This window comes from Flavobacterium zepuense (assembly GCF_007097145.1).
Classification (GTDB): domain Bacteria; phylum Bacteroidota; class Bacteroidia; order Flavobacteriales; family Flavobacteriaceae; genus Flavobacterium; species Flavobacterium zepuense.
The window spans coordinates 307,518-324,474 of sequence record NZ_VJVZ01000003.1 but is presented as its reverse complement, the minus strand read 5'-3'; the positions used below and the strand labels follow the sequence as shown (position 1 = coordinate 324,474).

General features: G+C 42.6%; 16 protein-coding genes. 5 read left to right on the top strand and 11 right to left on the bottom strand.

What is annotated here, in order from left to right; translation table 11 throughout:
* Positions 1–119 precede the first annotated feature (119 nt).
* Together FMM05_RS06715 and FMM05_RS06710 are read left to right on the top strand one after the other, a co-directional pair.
* Positions 120–863 carry an SDR family oxidoreductase gene (locus FMM05_RS06715; protein ID WP_143372573.1) on the top strand — a complete coding sequence of 248 codons (744 nt, stop codon included), beginning with the start codon at positions 120–122 and terminating at the stop codon, positions 861–863.
* 39 nt (positions 864–902) lie between these two features.
* Positions 903–1,703 carry an alpha/beta fold hydrolase gene (locus FMM05_RS06710; RefSeq protein WP_143372572.1) on the top strand — a complete coding sequence of 267 codons (801 nt, stop codon included), beginning with the start codon at positions 903–905 and terminating at the stop codon, positions 1,701–1,703.
* An 86-nt stretch (positions 1,704–1,789) separates the two neighbouring features.
* Here the strand turns inward: FMM05_RS06710 and FMM05_RS06705 are convergent, their stop codons facing one another.
* The 4 genes from FMM05_RS06705 to FMM05_RS06690 form a co-directional block, all read right to left on the bottom strand.
* On the bottom strand, positions 1,790–3,106 hold the full coding sequence (locus tag FMM05_RS06705) for a TolC family protein (RefSeq protein WP_143372571.1): 1,317 nt from the start codon (positions 3,104–3,106) through the stop codon (positions 1,790–1,792).
* An 87-nt stretch (positions 3,107–3,193) separates the two neighbouring features.
* Positions 3,194–5,620 carry an ABC transporter permease gene (locus tag FMM05_RS06700; protein ID WP_143372570.1) on the bottom strand — a complete coding sequence of 809 codons (2,427 nt, stop codon included), beginning with the start codon at positions 5,618–5,620 and terminating at the stop codon, positions 3,194–3,196.
* A 10-nt stretch (positions 5,621–5,630) separates the two neighbouring features.
* Positions 5,631–6,338, bottom strand: a complete 708-nt coding sequence (locus FMM05_RS06695) for an ABC transporter ATP-binding protein (protein ID WP_143372569.1) — start codon at positions 6,336–6,338, stop codon at positions 5,631–5,633.
* 80 nt (positions 6,339–6,418) lie between these two features.
* Positions 6,419–7,660 carry an efflux RND transporter periplasmic adaptor subunit gene (locus tag FMM05_RS06690; RefSeq protein WP_143372568.1) on the bottom strand — a complete coding sequence of 414 codons (1,242 nt, stop codon included), beginning with the start codon at positions 7,658–7,660 and terminating at the stop codon, positions 6,419–6,421.
* 142 nt (positions 7,661–7,802) lie between these two features.
* Here FMM05_RS06690 and FMM05_RS06685 point away from each other — a divergent pair, with 142 nt between their 5' ends.
* Genes FMM05_RS06685 through FMM05_RS06675 form a run of 3 tightly spaced genes read left to right on the top strand, consistent with a single transcriptional unit; the run spans position 7,803 to position 11,036 of the window.
* Entirely contained in the window at positions 7,803–9,152 is a 1,350-nt protein-coding gene (locus tag FMM05_RS06685; protein ID WP_143372567.1) for a sigma-54-dependent transcriptional regulator, read from the top strand.
* 4 nt (positions 9,153–9,156) lie between these two features.
* Positions 9,157–10,476, top strand: coding sequence for a sensor histidine kinase (locus FMM05_RS06680; RefSeq protein ID WP_143372566.1), 1,320 nt, complete (start codon positions 9,157–9,159; stop codon positions 10,474–10,476).
* 29 nt (positions 10,477–10,505) lie between these two features.
* A complete protein-coding gene (locus tag FMM05_RS06675; protein ID WP_143372565.1) occupies positions 10,506–11,036 on the top strand; it encodes a peptide-methionine (S)-S-oxide reductase in 531 nt (176 codons plus the stop codon).
* Between the two features lie 251 nt (positions 11,037–11,287).
* Here FMM05_RS06675 and FMM05_RS06670 read toward each other — a convergent pair whose 3' ends face one another.
* The 7 genes from FMM05_RS06670 to FMM05_RS06640 all read right to left on the bottom strand — a co-directional run bounded on the left by FMM05_RS06670 (position 11,288) and on the right by FMM05_RS06640 (position 16,944).
* Positions 11,288–11,605 (bottom strand): phosphoribosylpyrophosphate synthetase, encoded by a 318-nt coding sequence (locus tag FMM05_RS06670; protein ID WP_235894367.1) that lies wholly within the window; start codon positions 11,603–11,605, stop codon positions 11,288–11,290.
* 75 nt (positions 11,606–11,680) lie between these two features.
* Complete coding sequence (locus tag FMM05_RS06665; RefSeq protein ID WP_143372564.1) at positions 11,681–12,643, bottom strand: alpha/beta fold hydrolase; 963 nt, start codon at positions 12,641–12,643, stop codon at positions 11,681–11,683.
* Between the two features lie 18 nt (positions 12,644–12,661).
* On the bottom strand, positions 12,662–13,360 hold the full coding sequence (locus tag FMM05_RS06660) for an alpha/beta hydrolase (protein WP_143372563.1): 699 nt from the start codon (positions 13,358–13,360) through the stop codon (positions 12,662–12,664).
* A gap of 25 nt (positions 13,361–13,385) precedes the next feature.
* Positions 13,386–14,369, bottom strand: a complete 984-nt coding sequence (locus FMM05_RS06655; RefSeq protein WP_143372562.1) for an alpha/beta hydrolase — start codon at positions 14,367–14,369, stop codon at positions 13,386–13,388.
* A 237-nt stretch (positions 14,370–14,606) separates the two neighbouring features.
* Entirely contained in the window at positions 14,607–16,193 is a 1,587-nt protein-coding gene (locus FMM05_RS06650) for a sigma-54-dependent Fis family transcriptional regulator (RefSeq protein WP_143372561.1), read from the bottom strand.
* Between the two features lie 76 nt (positions 16,194–16,269).
* On the bottom strand, positions 16,270–16,620 hold the full coding sequence (locus tag FMM05_RS06645) for a cupin domain-containing protein (RefSeq protein WP_143372560.1): 351 nt from the start codon (positions 16,618–16,620) through the stop codon (positions 16,270–16,272).
* Positions 16,621–16,638: 18 nt separating this feature from the next.
* The gene (locus FMM05_RS06640; RefSeq protein ID WP_143372559.1) at positions 16,639–16,944 is read right to left on the bottom strand and encodes a GNAT family N-acetyltransferase; all 306 of its coding nucleotides are present in this window, start codon (positions 16,942–16,944) and stop codon (positions 16,639–16,641) included.
* Positions 16,945–16,957: the final 13 nt, after the last annotated feature.

Here is a 16,957-nt window from a genome sequence, read left to right as displayed (position 1 = left end):
CACTACATAGCAAAGCGTAACACACGCAGCCTCAGTATCAAAATATCTTTGTAATGTAAAATAAGAGGAACAGTTAAGGCTCCCGGTTTACAAAACATAATCAATTAAAATCAATAGATATGAAAACTTCAAACAACACCATCCTTATTACCGGCGGAGGTTCTGGTATAGGGTTTGAGATCGCAAAATTATTTTCTGCAAACAACAAGGTAATTATTACCGGCCGCAGTGAAGAAAGGCTTTTAAAAGCCACCCAACAACTACAAAATGTAACAGCTATTGCCGCTGATATTACTAACGAAGCCGATGTAAACCGCCTGGTTGCGAAACTTACAACTGATTTTCCTGAGCTTAATATTGTAATTAACAATGCCGGACTGGCCCATTATTACAAGCTAAGCGATGAAGGTGCTAATGCTTATAAATTAGCTGGTGAGGAGATACAAACCAATTACCTTTCTATAGTAAGGCTTACCGGGCTTTTAATCCCTCAGCTTAAAAAACAAGGGGAGTCGGCTTTTGTAAATATATCGTCTATAGCTGCATTTGCCCCGGGTCATGTATTGCCTACTTATGCCGTTAGCAAAGCTGCGCTGCACAGCTACTCGCAGGTACTGCGGGTTACTTTAGAGAGGGTATCAAACATTAAAGTTTTCGAGATCATGCCACCGCTGGTTGATACAGAGTTTTCATCGGCAATAGGAGGGAACACTGGCATTAGCCCTGTAAAAGTTGCCGAAGACGCCGTTGAAGCCCTTGCCAACAATGAGTTTGAAAAACACGTGGCCGGTACAGCCGATTTTTACAAGCTGTTCCTGTCTTCTCCGGCAGCGGCACTGGCAGCAATGAATAAAAGTGAATAATCATCAGCAACCAATTGTTAATTATAAAATTACGAGGTCATGAAAAATATACAATCTAAAACAATAGTATTTATTACCGGTGCTTTTGTAACACATACCGGCTGGGAAAATTGGGTAACCTACTTTGAAAACCTGGGATATACCTGTATTAACGAACCCTGGCCTTTTAAAAGGGGTACAGCGGCCCAATTGCGCAGCAAGCAGCCTTATGATACCCAACTGGCCGATTTGCACTACAGTGATGTGGTAGAGCATTACGCCCATATTATACTTAAACAGGATGAAAAACCTATTTTAATAGGCCATTCATTAGGCGGGTTAACGGTGCAAATGTTACTGCAACGAAATTTAGGGGTGGCAGGTATTGCCATACACTCGGTGCCGCCGCAGGGTGTAACCACGTTTGAGTTTTCGTTCATAAAATCGTTATGGAAACCCCTTGGCTTGTTTAGCTCTTTAAAGAAAACACACCTTATGAGCTTTAAAGAATGGCAGTATGCCTTTACCAACGGCTTATCTTACGAAGAGCAAAAAGAATCGTATGAGAACAATACCATTCCGGAGTCGAGGAGGGTAATGCGCGGGCCATTGGGCAGCCAGGGTAAAATTAATTTTAAGAAACCCCACCCGCCATTATTATTTATAGCCGGCAGTGCCGACCATATTATGCCTGCATCGCTTAACTACACCAATTACAAAAAGTATAAAGACCCAAAATCAGTGACGGATTATATGGAGTTTGAAGGTAAAAACCACTACGTGCTGGGATTACCGTCATGGCGCGATGAGGCCGAATTTACCAACAGCTGGATAAACAAACAGTTTGGGATATTAAATTAAGGACTATTAATGGTTTGGTTCTGTTTATTGATTGATGATGAAAGCCTTGGCGGATAGTTCCGTACAGGGCTTTTTGTTATTATCATTTACAAAGCATTGTACTGCAAAAACCGTAGTTTTAAATCTAAATATTGCGATGTAACCTTGGCTTTTAGAAGGCTGTATTGAGCCGTAAGCAATTGGTTTTTAGAGGCAGTAAATACTACGGCCTCGATTAGCCCGTTAGTGAATTTTGACTGTGTGGTATTAAAAGACTTTTCGGCGAAAGCCTGTGTGTCTTCCAGTTTGCTTACTAAAAGGGTGTTTTGCTGTTGTTTTGTGGTTTCCTGTTCTATAGATTGGCGCAGTTCCAGTTTAGATTGTTCGGTAACAACGGTGCCTTTTTGGTATTCTAATTTGGCAAGCTGCACATCGCGGTTGGTTTTGAGTCCGTTAAAAATAGGTACCGATAACTGCAACCCTATGTAATGGTTCTTATTATCGTTAAGCTGTGTCCAAAATGGGTTTACCGTAGCACCGGGCTGATTGAGCGGCTGGTAATAAAATGAAGAATACGAATAAAATGCCGAGAGTACCGGCAGGTAATTGTTCTTTTCTATAGTTACATTTTTTTGCAATACTGCCTCATTTAGTAAAGCCGACTTAACCTTAGGGTTGTTGGTAACGGCCGTTTCATATGTGGAAATATCCGATAGGGGGGCAGACTCCAACTGGGCTACGGTTTCTAAAACTATGGCGTTAGGGGTGGTATTGGTAACGTTTAGCAGCTGAAGCAGCAACAGCTTTTGATTCTCTAAAAGCTGGGTGGTTTCCAGTATGTTGTTTTCTTCCTGGGCATAGCTTACCTGCATATCATACAAGTCGCTTTTAGGTTTGCTGCCTATTTCGACTTCTTTAGCAATTCTGTTCAGATTAAAAACAGCATTCTCAAACTGCGATCGTTGTATTTTTAAAAGTTCCTGGGTATAAACGGCGGTAAAGTAACGTTCTAAAACAAGTAGCGTATATTCGCTCTCGGCGGCTTCTTTATCGGCGCGGGCTTTAAGGGCGGCAATTTTATTGCGGCGGGCAACGGTAAAGATGTTAAGGTCGAGGATGTTCATGCTCGCATTAAGCGATACGTTATCGGATTGTATCTTAGAGCTTACCCTGTTATTGGTTGCTGGGTCTATCGTAGAGCCTATGCTGTAGCTGTGTGTACCGCTAAAGCCTACGGTAGGCAGGTATTCCAGTAGTGCAGGGCGCTGGGTAACATCGGCACTTAAAATGTCGAGCTGTTTTATTTTAAAGTCCAGTTTGTTTTGCAGGCCGGTTTCCAGGCACTTTTTAAGCGTCCATACTTCCTGGGCTGTCGCGTGGCAGGAGAGGAGTATAAATAGAGCCAGCAGTTTTATAGCGTTCATTTTAGGGAATAGTTAGTAAGCCTGCGGAAGTTGGCACCTTCCGCAGGCAGATAAAAAATCAGGAAACTCAAATTAATTTACGTTATCTTATTCGTACTTAAGGTATTTAAGCACGTTTACCCGTGTAGCCTGAAATGCTTTGCTTAATACAACTATCAGCGTTAAAAGCATCAGCACTATAAAGCCAACGATGAACGGTATTGGCGAAATGCTTATCCTGAAAGCAAAATTATCAAGCCATTTATCCAGCAGCATATAAGCCGGGAACAGCGCTATAACAAAGCCTATAACACAAAATACTATGTATTGCTTAGACAGTTCTTTAAGCAGGGTTTGCGTTTCTGCGCCAAGCGTTTTTCGGATGGCTATCTCCTTCATACGGCGCTGGATGGAGTAGGATGCCAGGGCAAACAAACCAAACAATGCAATGGTAATAACTACAAGGTTTAGCAGCGAGAACAGGTTGCGTTGTTTTGCATAACTTTCGTAAGTACGCGCAAAGCGCTTATCTACAAAATCGTATGAAAACGGGTAGTCAGGATCTATCTCGCTAACCCAGTATTTCTCTATTTCAGGTAATGTAGTTTCCAACTCTTTCGGGTCTACAGTAGCAAAAATGTTATGCACATTATATATCATCCAGGGCACGGTTTTAAAGTGGAAGAATATCATTGGCGGGATATCCTGATTAAGGCCTTTGTTATGAAAATCGGCCACTACACCTACAACTTTTAGTTTTTTATCGTTCCATTCTATTGTTTTTCCTATAGGGTCCTTTTCTTTTATCATCCTAACTGCAGTTTCGTTAAGCAGGGCCGACTCAATAGTATCGGATGCAAATTTTTCGGATAGGCCACGCCCTTGTGTGATCTTTATTTTCATCATCTCGAGCATGTTAAAATCGACCGCCATATTTTGTGGCTGCACAAAAATATCCTTGTAAATAAACCCGGATGTATTTATAGACCCACCGCCAAAAGCAAATGTACCCGCTGATACTTCTTTTATTCCCTTAATTTTTGACAGGCGGTCTTTAATGCTGTAAAATTTTTGCAGGGTTATTTTTTCAGAATTTTCATCTTCACGATCATAGCTGTTGTTGTACGTTATATCTATAACCTGACTGCCGCTAAAACCTAAGTCTTTTGTAGCCATATAGTCAACCTGCTGGTATACTATATACGAGCCCACAATAAAAAATGAGGCTATGGCAAATTGTAGTATCAACATTGCGTTGCGCAGCCAGATACCGCTTTTGCTTCGGCCAAAGTTGCCTTTCAAAACCTTTAAGGTTTCAAAATTACTAACATACACGGCCGGGAAAATACCCGCTGCAATAACCACTACTATAAAGATCAATATTAATTGAAGGTAAAACTGCCCACCGTATATTACCAGTTCTTTATATAGAAAATCATTATAATACGGCAAAGAAAGTTCTACAATTACTAATGATAACAATATGGCAAAAAGGGTAGTTATAACGGTTTCAAAAACAAACTGCCTTATAATGTTGGCTTTGCCTGCACCCAGTATTTTGCGCACACCAACTTCTTTCGCCCTTTTTATGGCACCGGCTGTGGCAAGGTTTATATAATTTACAATAGATAATATAAGTATAAGCAATGACAGCACAACCATAATGGTTAAGAACTGTAAATTACCGCGGCCTTCCGGCGCATCCTCAACTACAGAGTGCAGGCGCAGGCTTTTTAGCGGCTCTAAAATTACATGGGCACTTTCGTATTTTTTTTCGTATTCCTGCGGTGTCATGCCACTTTCTTTTGCCGATGGCACAGTACGATAATCAAAGTACAGCTTATCTATTTTTTGCCTTGCAATATCGGCATCTGCCGGATTTTTTAGTTTTAACAATAAGGAGTAACTAAAATTACCCCATTTATCCTGATTTTCCTTTAAATACGTTTCTACGTCGTTAACTATAACCGCGGGCTCGTAAGACGATCTGCCCTCGATTTTATAAACACACTTAACGGTATAATATTTTTTCTTGTAAAAAACCTGTTTGTTTACAGGGTCTTCGGTACCGAAAAATTGTTTTGCAACAGATTCAGATACCGCCATGCCGTCATTTTGCAGGGCTGTAGCTGCGTTGCCCCTAAGTATTGTAAAAGGAAAAAAGGAGAAAAAATTTTGCTGGGCGCTCATTACTTTTTCTACAAGCTGCTTTTTTTCTTTGTATTTAAAGATACCATTATCATACCAGCCATTGGTATAGCAAAAACTTTCTATTTCGGGTACGGCAGTAGGCAGTTTAGGAGCCAGTGCTGCGCTGCTGCTGCCCCAAATGTTGCCCTCGCCAAGATTGGTAACCGTATAAAATACTTTTTCTTTATTAGGGTTCCAGGCGTTGTAAGATTGTTCGTCGTTCCAATACAAAATGGCGAATACCAGCCCGGCTATGCCCAGGCTAAGACCCAAAACATTTAAGGCGGTAAAGAACTTATTATTCTTTAGTTGATACAAAAATATCTTTATCCAGTTTTTTAGCATGATGTTGTAATTACGAGTTAGACACTAAAACATCTACATTCCTGCTGTTTTGCTTTTCGGTAAGCACCATGCCGTCTTTCATAAAAATGGTTTTTTGAGAGAATGATGCATCATAATCGCTGTGGGTAACCATAAGTATTGTAGCACCATTGGCATGCAGGTCGGTCAAAAGTTCCATAACCTCATTACCATTTTTACTATCCAGGTTACCGGTAGGCTCATCGGCCAGAATAATTTTAGGGTCGTTAATAAGCGCACGCGCCACGGCTACCCTTTGCTGTTGCCCGCCCGATAGCTGCTGCGGATAGTGCTTTAAACGGTGCGATATGGCAAGCCTTTCGGCAATTGCTTCTACTTTTTTCTTCCTTTCAGATGCCGGCACGTTGTTGTATATCAGCGGAAGCTCTATATTATCATACACCGAAAGCTCGTCTATCAGGTTAAAATTTTGGAAAACAAAGCCAATATTCTGTTTCCTTATCTTTGATTTTTCGGCTTCGCTAAGGCCGTTAATTTCGCGGTCGAGTAACTTGTAGCTGCCCGAACTTACGTTATCCAGCAGGCCCACAATATTAAGCAGTGTAGACTTGCCGCAGCCCGAAGCGCCCATTATGGTTACAAATTCGCCCTGCTGTATTTGCAGCGAAACGTTGTTTAAGGCTTTCGTCTCAATTTCTTCGGTACTAAAAATTTTAGATAGGTTTTGAATGTTGATCATGGCTTTTAATTTTTAATTACTGTTTGTTTTTTGATTGATTGATGATGATTGAACTCCTGTATTGATGATTGCGTGTAAATTTAATTATTAATGTTAAGCACTTCTATGGTTTTATAATCGGTGTAGGCCGATGTTACCACACTGTCGCCGGGTTTTAGCCCGCTAAGCACCTCGTAGTACAAAGGGTTTTCGCGCCCCAGTTTAATGTCTTTTCTAACTGCCTTGCCATCATGGGCAACAAACACCCATTTACCCGATGTATCGCCATAAAATGCCCCTTTAGAAAGTACAGTTGATTTCTTTTTTTCCGATAGCGTAAGCCTTACTCCAAAGCTAAGGCCCTGTTTAAGGTCGGGTGCCTTGGCATCGGTAAAGTTAAGCTCTACTATAAAGCGGCCGCTTTTAACCTCCGGTATAACTTTAGTAACCACAACATTTATATTCTGCCCCAGGTATTCCACATGGCCTTTAAGCCCTTCGGCTATTTTGTCAAGATAATATTCGTCTACCTCCGCAAGCAGCTTGTAGCCCTTCATAACATCTATTTTACCAATACTTTCGCCCACGGTGTAGTTCTTGCCCAATATCGGTTCAAAAGATGATATCCTGCCTGCTAACGGCGCGGTAACCAAAAAATTCTTTTTATTGGTGCGCAGTATCTCCAGGCTTTTTTGCATAAAGATTTTCGACTGGTTAATTTGGGCTATCTGTATGCTGTTGGCCTGTTTTTCCTTTTGGATGCTTTGCTGTATGATGTTCTTGCGCTCCTTCTGAAAACGAAAGTTTTCTTTTGTTTTCTGCCATTCGTTAGCCGATAATATTTCCTCTTTAAATAGTTTCTCGTTAAGGTCGTATTGCGTTTTGGCATCCAGGTAATCGTGCTCTATTGCTACAAGATCCTTAGCCAGGTTAAGCTCCTGGTTGCGCAAATCGAGCTTGGCTTTGTCGAGGTTATTTACCTGTTCTATAATAGAGGTTTCCTGGGTAACGTAGCTCAGTTCGGTATTGGGGTTGTACAGGCGGGCAAGCGGCTGGCCTTTAGTAACCCTGTCGCCGTTCTCTATAAATATTTCCTGTACCGACCCACCCTCGGCAACGTTTATCAGCATTGAGTTTAAGGGTTCCACCTTAGCCTGAAAAACAATAAAGTCTTCAAAAAAGGCATCTTCTACGGTTTTAATTACAATTTCGCTGCGTTTAATATCAAGGCTGCGCTTTTTAGTGGCAGATGCATACACAAAATACCCCACCAATAAAAAAGCGGGAACAGCCACATACAGGTACTTATTTTTTCTATTTTTACGAAGAACAACGGTGTCCATACTAACAATTTTGTAAGACTATATAGCAATTTTGTGCCACGATTTTAAAATATGCAAGTGCTTAACTGTCAGCGTTTTTTATTTGGGATAAGATGGCTAACTGTCCGGATATGAACACCTTTTGTACGATAATGAACAGCCCATGAAAAAAACGAACGCCGCCATTTTAATTATAGACGACCAGGAAGACATTCTTTTTGCGTCGCGTATGGTTTTAAAAAAGCATTTCGAAACAATTTATACCCTTAGCAACCCAAAAAATGTGGTTACGCTGCTTGCCGAAAACCAAATTGATGTGGTGCTGCTGGATATGAATTACCGCATAGGTTTTGAAGACGGCCGCGAAGGAATTTATGTATTGAAGGAGATAAAAGCGCTGTCGCCACAAACGTCAGTTATTTTAATGACGGCCTTTGGGCATGTGCAAACCGCTGTGGAAGGGCTTAAAAGTGGCGCAGCCGATTACGTTTTAAAACCCTGGGATAATGAAAAGCTTGTTGAGGTGGTTAAAGCAGCGGTTGACCAAAGCCGCAGGAACAGGAAAACGGCCGCAAAGCAATCTCAAAATGATGTGTTGTTTATTGGCGAATCGCCTGCTATTAAAAGTGCCTATGCGCTGGCGCAAAAGGTAGCAAAAACCAGTGCCAATGTGCTCATTTTAGGCGAAAATGGTACGGGCAAATATGTTATGGCACATTACATTCACCAGCAGTCTAACCGTTGCGGGCAGCCGTTTGTGCATGTGGATTTGGGCTCGTTGAGCGATTCAATTTTTGAGAGCGAACTCTTTGGCTATGCTAAAGGCGCTTTTACCGATGCCAAAGCCGATACCCCCGGACGTTTTGAGTTGGCTAACAACGGCACCCTGTTTTTAGATGAGATAGGCAACGTACCGCTGCGCCTACAATCTAAACTATTACAGGTATTACAAAACAAAGCCGTTAGCCGATTGGGGGAAGGCAAAGCACGCCAGCTTGATGTGCGTATTATAACCGCTACCAACAGCAATTTGGCACAGGAAGTAAGCCTTAAAAACTTTAGGGAAGATTTGTATTACCGTATTAATACTATGGAAATTACCCTGCCGCCATTGCGCGAACGCCGCGCCGACCTACTGCCGCTTGCGCAATTTTTACTGGACAAAATGATTGACAAATACGAGCGTACCTCGATAGTTTTTGACGATGCTGCACTCGCACAGATACAACTGCATGCGTGGCCCGGCAATATCCGTGAGATGGAAAACCGGATAGAGCGTGCCGTAATTTTGTGTGAGGATAACGTTATTACGGTAGCTGACCTTAACCTTGAAACCATTACTAAAATAGATGAGAGCAAGGATGATTTGCCGTTATCTGAAATTGAAAAGCACACAATAGAAAAGGCGCTGGCTAAGCATAACTTTAACATCAGCAAATCAGCAGAGGAGCTTGGATTGTCCCGCGCTTCGCTATACCGCAGGATGGAAAAATACGGTATCGAAAACAATTAAGTCCATGAAGTTATACCAGCAGCTTTTTATTCGTTTAGTGCTTATTATCCTTGCCGTGGGAGGGGGATTTTTGCTGTACCAAAAGGGTTTGTACTACACTACTGCGTTTAGCCTGTTATTGTTTGTGCTGCTTTTGGTGGAGTTATTCTATTTTGTGCGCAACACCTTTTTGTTTTATGATAAAACCATCAGCGCGATATTAAACAACGATTTCTCGGCCGATTTTACCAAACACAGCTCGTTTGATAATTATAAAAGCCTGTTTAAACTGTACGACCATTTAAAGGTAAGGCAGGACGAGCAGGTATCTAAAGACCTGGTGTACCGTGCCATCTTAAACAATATAGAGACAGGTGTACTTATCCTGGAAAAGCAGGAAGCCGACTGGGACATTTTTTTAATGAACGATTATTTCTCTGATCATTTTCAAACGCCTAAGGTTTCTAAATGGGTGTATTTAAAAAAGCACCTGCCATCGTTGTGTGAGGTTATAGAGCGCCGCAATTTTGACGACCTTAAAACATCGGCACAAATAAGCATTAACGGGCAGGATACCCAAACGTTTATATTACAGGCTTCTAAAACCAAAACCTACAACCGCGAATACTATATTGTTTTGTTAGACAGTATACAAAAAGTAATAGAGAAGAAAGAAAAAGATGCCTGGATAAACCTTATGAAGGTAATATCGCACGAGCTTATGAACTCCATTACGCCCATACGCTCGCTGGCGCAAAACCTGGAGGATATCGTGCAGCAGGAGGCATTCTCTAAAGACGACCTTGATGACATCCGCGAAAGCGTATCTACCATGATTAACCGCAGCGACCACCTGCAAAACTTTATAGATAATTACCGAAAGCTGGCCATGCTGCCATCGCCCGATAAGCAAAAAGTTGAGCTTACCGCACTGTTAGATAGTGCCCTTAACATTATGGCTCCGCTGTTTAAAAAAGCAAATGTAACAGTCACGAATACGGTAGCGATAAAGCGCTGGCTCATGGCCGACCCCCAACAAATGGAGCAGGTGCTTATTAACCTCTTTATTAACAGCATTTATGCGTTAAAGGATAAAGAGCACAAACATATAAACGTAAGCGCTGAGGTTAAGACCAACCGACTGTTCATCAACATTACCGATACCGGCAACGGCATAGAAAAAGAAATTGAAGACAAGATATTCCTGCCTTTTTTTACCACGCGCAAAGAGGGGGCAGGCATTGGGTTAACGCTCTCTAAAAATATTGTAGAAGCCCACGGGGGATACCTTAGCTACACCACCACCGAGGGTACCACTACCTTTATAATCAGCCTTATTACTTAGTAGCACAGTTTTTGCAACCCGTAAAAGTGATGGACACAACAATTAAAAAAGCAGGTTTTGGCGGCGGGTGCCACTGGTGTACCGAGGCGGTTTTTGCCTCGCTTAAAGGTGTAGTATCGGTAGCGCAGGGGTGGATAGCCGGTAGTGGAGAGAATGATTCTTTTTCTGAAGGTGTTGTAATTGAATATGATACCCAAACAATAAACCTGCAAACCCTTATTGCGGTGCATTTGTATACCCATAGCGCCACTTCATTACACAGCATGCGGGGTAAGTACAGGTCGGCGATCTACACTTTTAATGATGAGGATATCGCTTTAGGTGAATCCGCTATAGCGGAACTGCAAAACAATTTTGAAGATGCCATCATTACAAAAGTGCTGCCGTTTAGCGAATTTACCCTGAGCAAGGAAGAGCAGCTTAACTATTATTACAGCGATACCCAAAGGCCGTTTTGCGAAACCTACATCAATCCGAAACTGCGGGTGATACTAAAACAATTTGCAGATGTGGCAGATGATGCTAAGTTGCAGCATTTAAAAAGCATGAGGTACATATAATTATTTTTACCACAAAGACACAAAGCCTTTTATACTTTTTAAACACAAGGTTCACAAAGTATTATTTCCTTTGAATGCGCAAGGAGACAACTTTGTTGTCTTATTAAGGTCACAAGGCTGTATGAATACATTGATGTAAATACACGTTTAGCTTTGTGTCCTTCCACCTTTAGGTGGCTCTCTTTGCGGGCTTGGTGCTTGTATACAAGTAAGAGCCTTGTGTCTTTGTGGTAAAAATAATTAGAAAACAGTTATTCTAATGCACTGATAACTTCCTGATCATTTGCTCTGAAACCGGATCGGCATACATGCCGTAAGCGCTTAGCAGCACCCTTAACGTTGAATTTGGTGGATGTTATTCCGTAAATAATTTCCTCATCGCCGGGATCGGTATCGCCTTCAAACCTAAATACCCATTCTATATGAAAATCTTCGGGAGCCATGGCGTTGGCGCCCCTGTTAAATTCCAGGTATTCGTAAGCTAAGTTAAAATCGCGGGTAAAGCCTTCGTTACGCAGCCAGGTAAGGGTTTCGGTAACGGTATCAAAAGAAGGTTGTAAATTTTGCATGATCTTATAATTGATGGTTGATTTATATTGATAAACCCTTGCAGCTAAATAAGCTGCAAGGGTTATTGTTTTTGGTTACTCTTTTAAAAACTTAATAAGCTCGGTATTAAACTTATCGGTTTCCTCTACAAACGATGCGTGCCCGCTTTTATCAAACGGTACAAGCTTAGAGCCTGCAATGGCTTTGTTTAATTGTTCGGCAAGGGCAAAGGCAACTATCTTGTCTTCTTTGGCATTAAAAATTAAGGTAGGCACTTTAATTTTAGGCAGGTCGGCGCGCAGGTCTTCATCACGCAGGGCAATCAGCGACTGCTCCATAGCATAGGGAGACGACTGCATTTCGATACCGCCCAGCCACGCACCAATACCCGGTGATAGCGACGTAGCCGATAGTGTAAAGCGTTCGCCCATAGCAGCCAGTAGTGCAGGCCTGTTAGTGTTGTTAAGGTTAACCCACTGGGTAATATCCTCTTGAGTATATAAAGGGTAAGGGTAGTCGGCCTTTTTAGTGTGGGTAGGAGCCGCAGCCGAGAACAATGCCAGTTTGCTAACATGTGCAGCATCATACTTTGCAACATAATGCAGTGCAATGGCCCCGCCCATAGAGTAGCCACCTATGGTAGCCTCCTTAACATCAAGCTGGTCTAAAACCGACTTGATATCATCGGCAAACTGGTCGTAATCATACCTGCCGTACGGCTTGTCCGACAGCCCGAAGCCCCGCATAGTGATACCAATAACGCGGTAGCCGGCTTTTTCGAGTGCGCTGTACTGGTACTCCCACATGGCATCGCCAAGCGGGTAACCCGGTATTAGCACCACTACAGGGCCATTGCCCATATCGGTTACATGCAGCCTTACATTTGGCGCTACCTCTATATATTCTTTACGGGCCTCTTTTGGGGATGAGGTGGTTTGGGTAGTGGCAGCGCCATTTGTAGGCTTAGATTTTGTTTCGTCTTTTTTAGAGCACGACGATAGCGATACAGCAAGTGCCGCTAATGCCGACAGGTTCAGTAATTTGTAAAATGCATTCATAGTTATGTATGGTTTTGGTTAGGCTGTAGCCGATCGCTCAGCAGCCTCTATTATTACGTTGGCTACTTCTTCGGGCTTTGTCATAAACAGAGTGTGCCCGCCGGTCATTTCGGTAATTACACAGCCTGCGCGGTTGTACATGCTGCGCTCCAGCACCGGGTTAATGGTGCCATCATCGGTAGCCAGTATGGCAAAAGACGGCTTGGTTCTCCAGGCAGCCTGTGTAACCGGGGTAATGAACGATTTTACCGTTAACGGAATTTGCGAATCGTACATAAAAGCCGACTTATCTGCGCTTTGCCCCGTGGCAAAAGTGGCGTTAAACAGGTCTTTATCAAGGTATACGAGCCCCTTATCATCGGGAGCAAGTATGCCGTTTACCTCCAGTATCGCCTCTGATTGTACCAGTTCTAAAGTAGACTCCCCCTCCTGCGGTACAAAAGCCGCCACATAAACAAGGCTTGCCACTTTATCGTGCAGGCCTGCCTGGGTAATAACCGTGCCGCCCCATGAGTGGCCTACCAGTACTGCGGGGCCATCCTGCCTGTCTAAAACAACATTGGTTGCGGCCACATCTTCCTCCAGCGTAGAGGTTGGGTTTTGAACCAGGCTAACATTGTATCCTTTGGTTTTAAGGATCTTATAAGCACTTTCCCAACCCGATGCATCGGCAAAAGCGCCGTGAACGATAACGATATTTTTTATTTGATTCTTCATAATTGTATGGTTTTAAGAGGTTTGTTTATGCAAAAAGGTATTTTTTAAGGTCGGCTGCCGCATGCCTGAAAAGCGATTTAACCTGGGGCTCTTGTGCCAGTGGGTTTAGCAGGCCAAAATCGTGTATCATGCCGTTGTAACGGATGGTGGTAACTTGTACACCGGCATCATCTAACTTGCGGCCAAAAGCTTCGCCTTCTTCGCGAAGTACATCAGCTTCAGCTACTTGGATTAAAGTAGGAGGGAAATTTTTAAGGATATCTGCTGATGCGTTTAGTGGCGATGCATATATCTCCTCGCGCTCGGCAGGGTTGGTAGTGTACTGGTCGTATAGCCATTTCATTAACGATGTGGTTAAGAAACGGTCTTTACCGTATTTTTGGTAGGTTTCGGTTTCAAAATCAGCAGCAACTATAGGCCAGAACATAATAAGCGAGGCTATTTTAGGGCCGTTGTTCTCTATTGCTTTAATTGCCGTTACCGCTGTCATATTACCGCCCACGCTGTTACCCACTACCGATAGCCTGCTACCGTCAACGTTAATTTCGGCGCCATTTTCGGCAACCCATTTGGTAGCGGCATAAATTTCGTTAACTGCCTGCGGGTACTGTGCTTCGGGCGATGGCGTGTAGTTTACAAAGATGCCTACAGCACCGCTTAGTACCGTAAGGTCGCGCACCATGCGTTTGTGGGTAGGGTAGTCGCCCAGTACCCAGCCGCCGCCGTGTATAAAAATGTAGGCGGGAAGTTTTTCGGTATTGCCCTGTGGCCTAACGATGTTCAGCTTTACGGTGTAACCGTCCTGTGTGATGGTGTGTTCTGATTCATCAATACCCGAGTAATCTACCTCCACCGATTTTTGTGCGCCTACCAGTACCAACCTGGCTTCTTCGGGGGTTAGTGTCTCTAACGGTACACCACCGGAATTTAACACTTTTAAAAATGCCTTGGTGCCTTTTGAAATGGCAGGGTCTTGTAAGTAAGAAATTGGTTCTTGATTGGTATTCATAATTTTTAAATTAAATGATTAAAAGATTTATGAACAGTAAACCAAAAAAAGAGCCTTAACTATAAGTTATTGTTTTTTAGATAGTTATGTTTTAGGCAGAAAATATTTTTTACGATATATCGTGTTTTTTTAAATGCCTTATGAATTATAAAGATTAATTAATTGGCATTTAACAGGTTACAGAAATCACACTTGCAGGTTCACAGGTACGATTAAGTCGTGAAAAGGTAGTTTTGACTAAAATGTGTGCTTTTTGCTGATGCCGAGCTTTTGCATTTTAGAGGCAAGGGTAGTAGGAGGGACGCCCAATCGCGCTGCGGCACCATTCGGGCCCGAAATTCGTCCGTTACACAATTTAATTACCTTAAGAATATGCGCTTTCTCAACATCCAAAAGTGAAATATTAGGGTGTTTTTCGCCTTCTGCATCGGTAGCAGAAGTCATTTCCGGGAAGTGCATTTTAGTTATTTTTTTACCATCAGAAAGTAAAATGCTGCGTTCTATAGCATGTTTTAGTTCGCGCACGTTGCCCGGCCAGGTGTAAATCATCATGGCTTCTAAAACTTTTGGCGAAAGCGCCACCGGTTTTTTACCCGATTTACTGCAATACAGGTCAATAAAGTAGTTGCTAAGTGGCTGTATATCAGATTTCCTTTCGCGCAACGGCGGAATAACTATAGGGAATACATTAAGCCTGTAAAAGAGGTCGCTCCTAAACCTGCCCCCGGCCATCTCCTCAAAAAGGTTGCGGTTGGTTGCAGCTATAATGCGCACTTTAACTTTGATGGTCCGGCTGCTGCCGATGCGCTCAAATTCGTTCTCCTGCAATACGCGGAGTAGCTTAGTTTGCATGTTTAGAGGCAGTTCGCCTATCTCATCAAGAAATAGGGTGGAGTTATTGGCGAGCTCGAACTTACCTTTGCGGCGCTCTGTAGCCCCGGTAAAGCTGCCTTTTTCGTGTCCAAACAGCTCGCTCTCAATAAGATTTTCGGGTATGGCGGCACAGTTTACGCGTATCATGTTACGGTTCTTTAACGGCGAAAGGTTATGTATAGCACTGGCTATAACCTCTTTACCGGTACCGCTTTCACCCAATAACAGTACACCCGAATCTGATGGCGCAACCTGGCTTACAAGCTTAAAAACCTCCTGCAATTCGTCACTTTTTGCTACAACATCGGTAAAAATGGTATCGGGGTTATGAGTTTCCTGTTGCTGCTCAATAACCTGATCTTTAAAATTTGATGGCGTACCTGTATGATTATTAAGCTTTTGTGTAAGTAATATATTAGATATCGTTAGGGCCATTTGCAGCGAAATACTTTTAAGCAACCGCTCGGCATTTCTGTCGAAACTACCCTGCCTTTTGTAAAACATAAACACCACCGAGGGATTATTTTTATGGTAGTGCAGCGGAAATGCAACCGCCTCGCGCATACCTACCTGGCGCGCTCGTGCAATAAATACAGGGGTATTTTTAGCAGATAGGTTTAACAGGTTAAACACCACAGGATCTGCGGATTGCAATGCGGTATCAAAAAAACCATCTGCAACAAAATGGGGTGTACCTTTAAGCTCCGACTGTGATTTTTCATCATCATGAAAAAAGATATTGTACTCTTTTTCAGCTGCATCGGCAACACAGATAACAAAGCTGTCAAAAGGCAGGTTATCATGCAAAAGCCCCGTAATTACAGGGACTAACGCGGTTTTAGTGGTAACCGAACACAACTGGTTGCAAAGGCTAAGTTGCAGCATGAGACTCTTTTCCCTTTCCTGGATGGCTTTAAGTTTGGCATCGGTCTCGGGAATTCTTTGCTGCATAGTTAGTTAGGTTTAATAGTGTGATCGTGTAAAAATAGCAATAAAATTGGATTTTGAGCAGCTCATGTTTGAGGATTTAAAGCGTTACAAAAACCGACCTACGTGCCTTATTTTCAAGGTTTTTGGTCTTATGGCCTTTACCTGTGGTGTCTTCCACAAGTAATATTTCGCCGGTATTGAAACTGCGTTTTTCGCCTAATGACGTCTCAATTTCAACCCCGCCGTCAACCAGAATTATATACTGCTTTTGAGGCGCGTTGTGAAAATCATAATCGTAAGAAGCTGCTACTTCCCTAAAAATGATACTCTTAACAGGCTCAGCTTCCGATAGGAAACCTATATCGCCATTGCTCTTTAGCGCAACGGTAAAATCTTCAAAATGGCTGTCGCCACTGGCATCGCTGTAAATTCTTGTTATGCTGAACATAAATGTTTGGTATTGAGATTATTCTTCTCCATCCTTTTTTTGCCAGATGTCATTATACTCATCCGGGTGCCTTTTAAACTGGGCGTGTACATAGGGGCATAATGGTTTAACTTTCAGGTTATGTTCCCTAACGTAAGCCACCATAGTATCAAGCAGTTGCTTGGCATAGCCTTTTCCGGCAGCACTTTCATCAACTTCGGTATGGTAAACGGTAAGTAATTGTGGTGCAATGCTTACCACCATTTCGCCAATTTTAGTACCTTCTTCATACAGGTTAAAGCCACCATGTTGTTTTTCGTTCAGTTCCAGTTTTATATCAGCCATAATATGTTATATT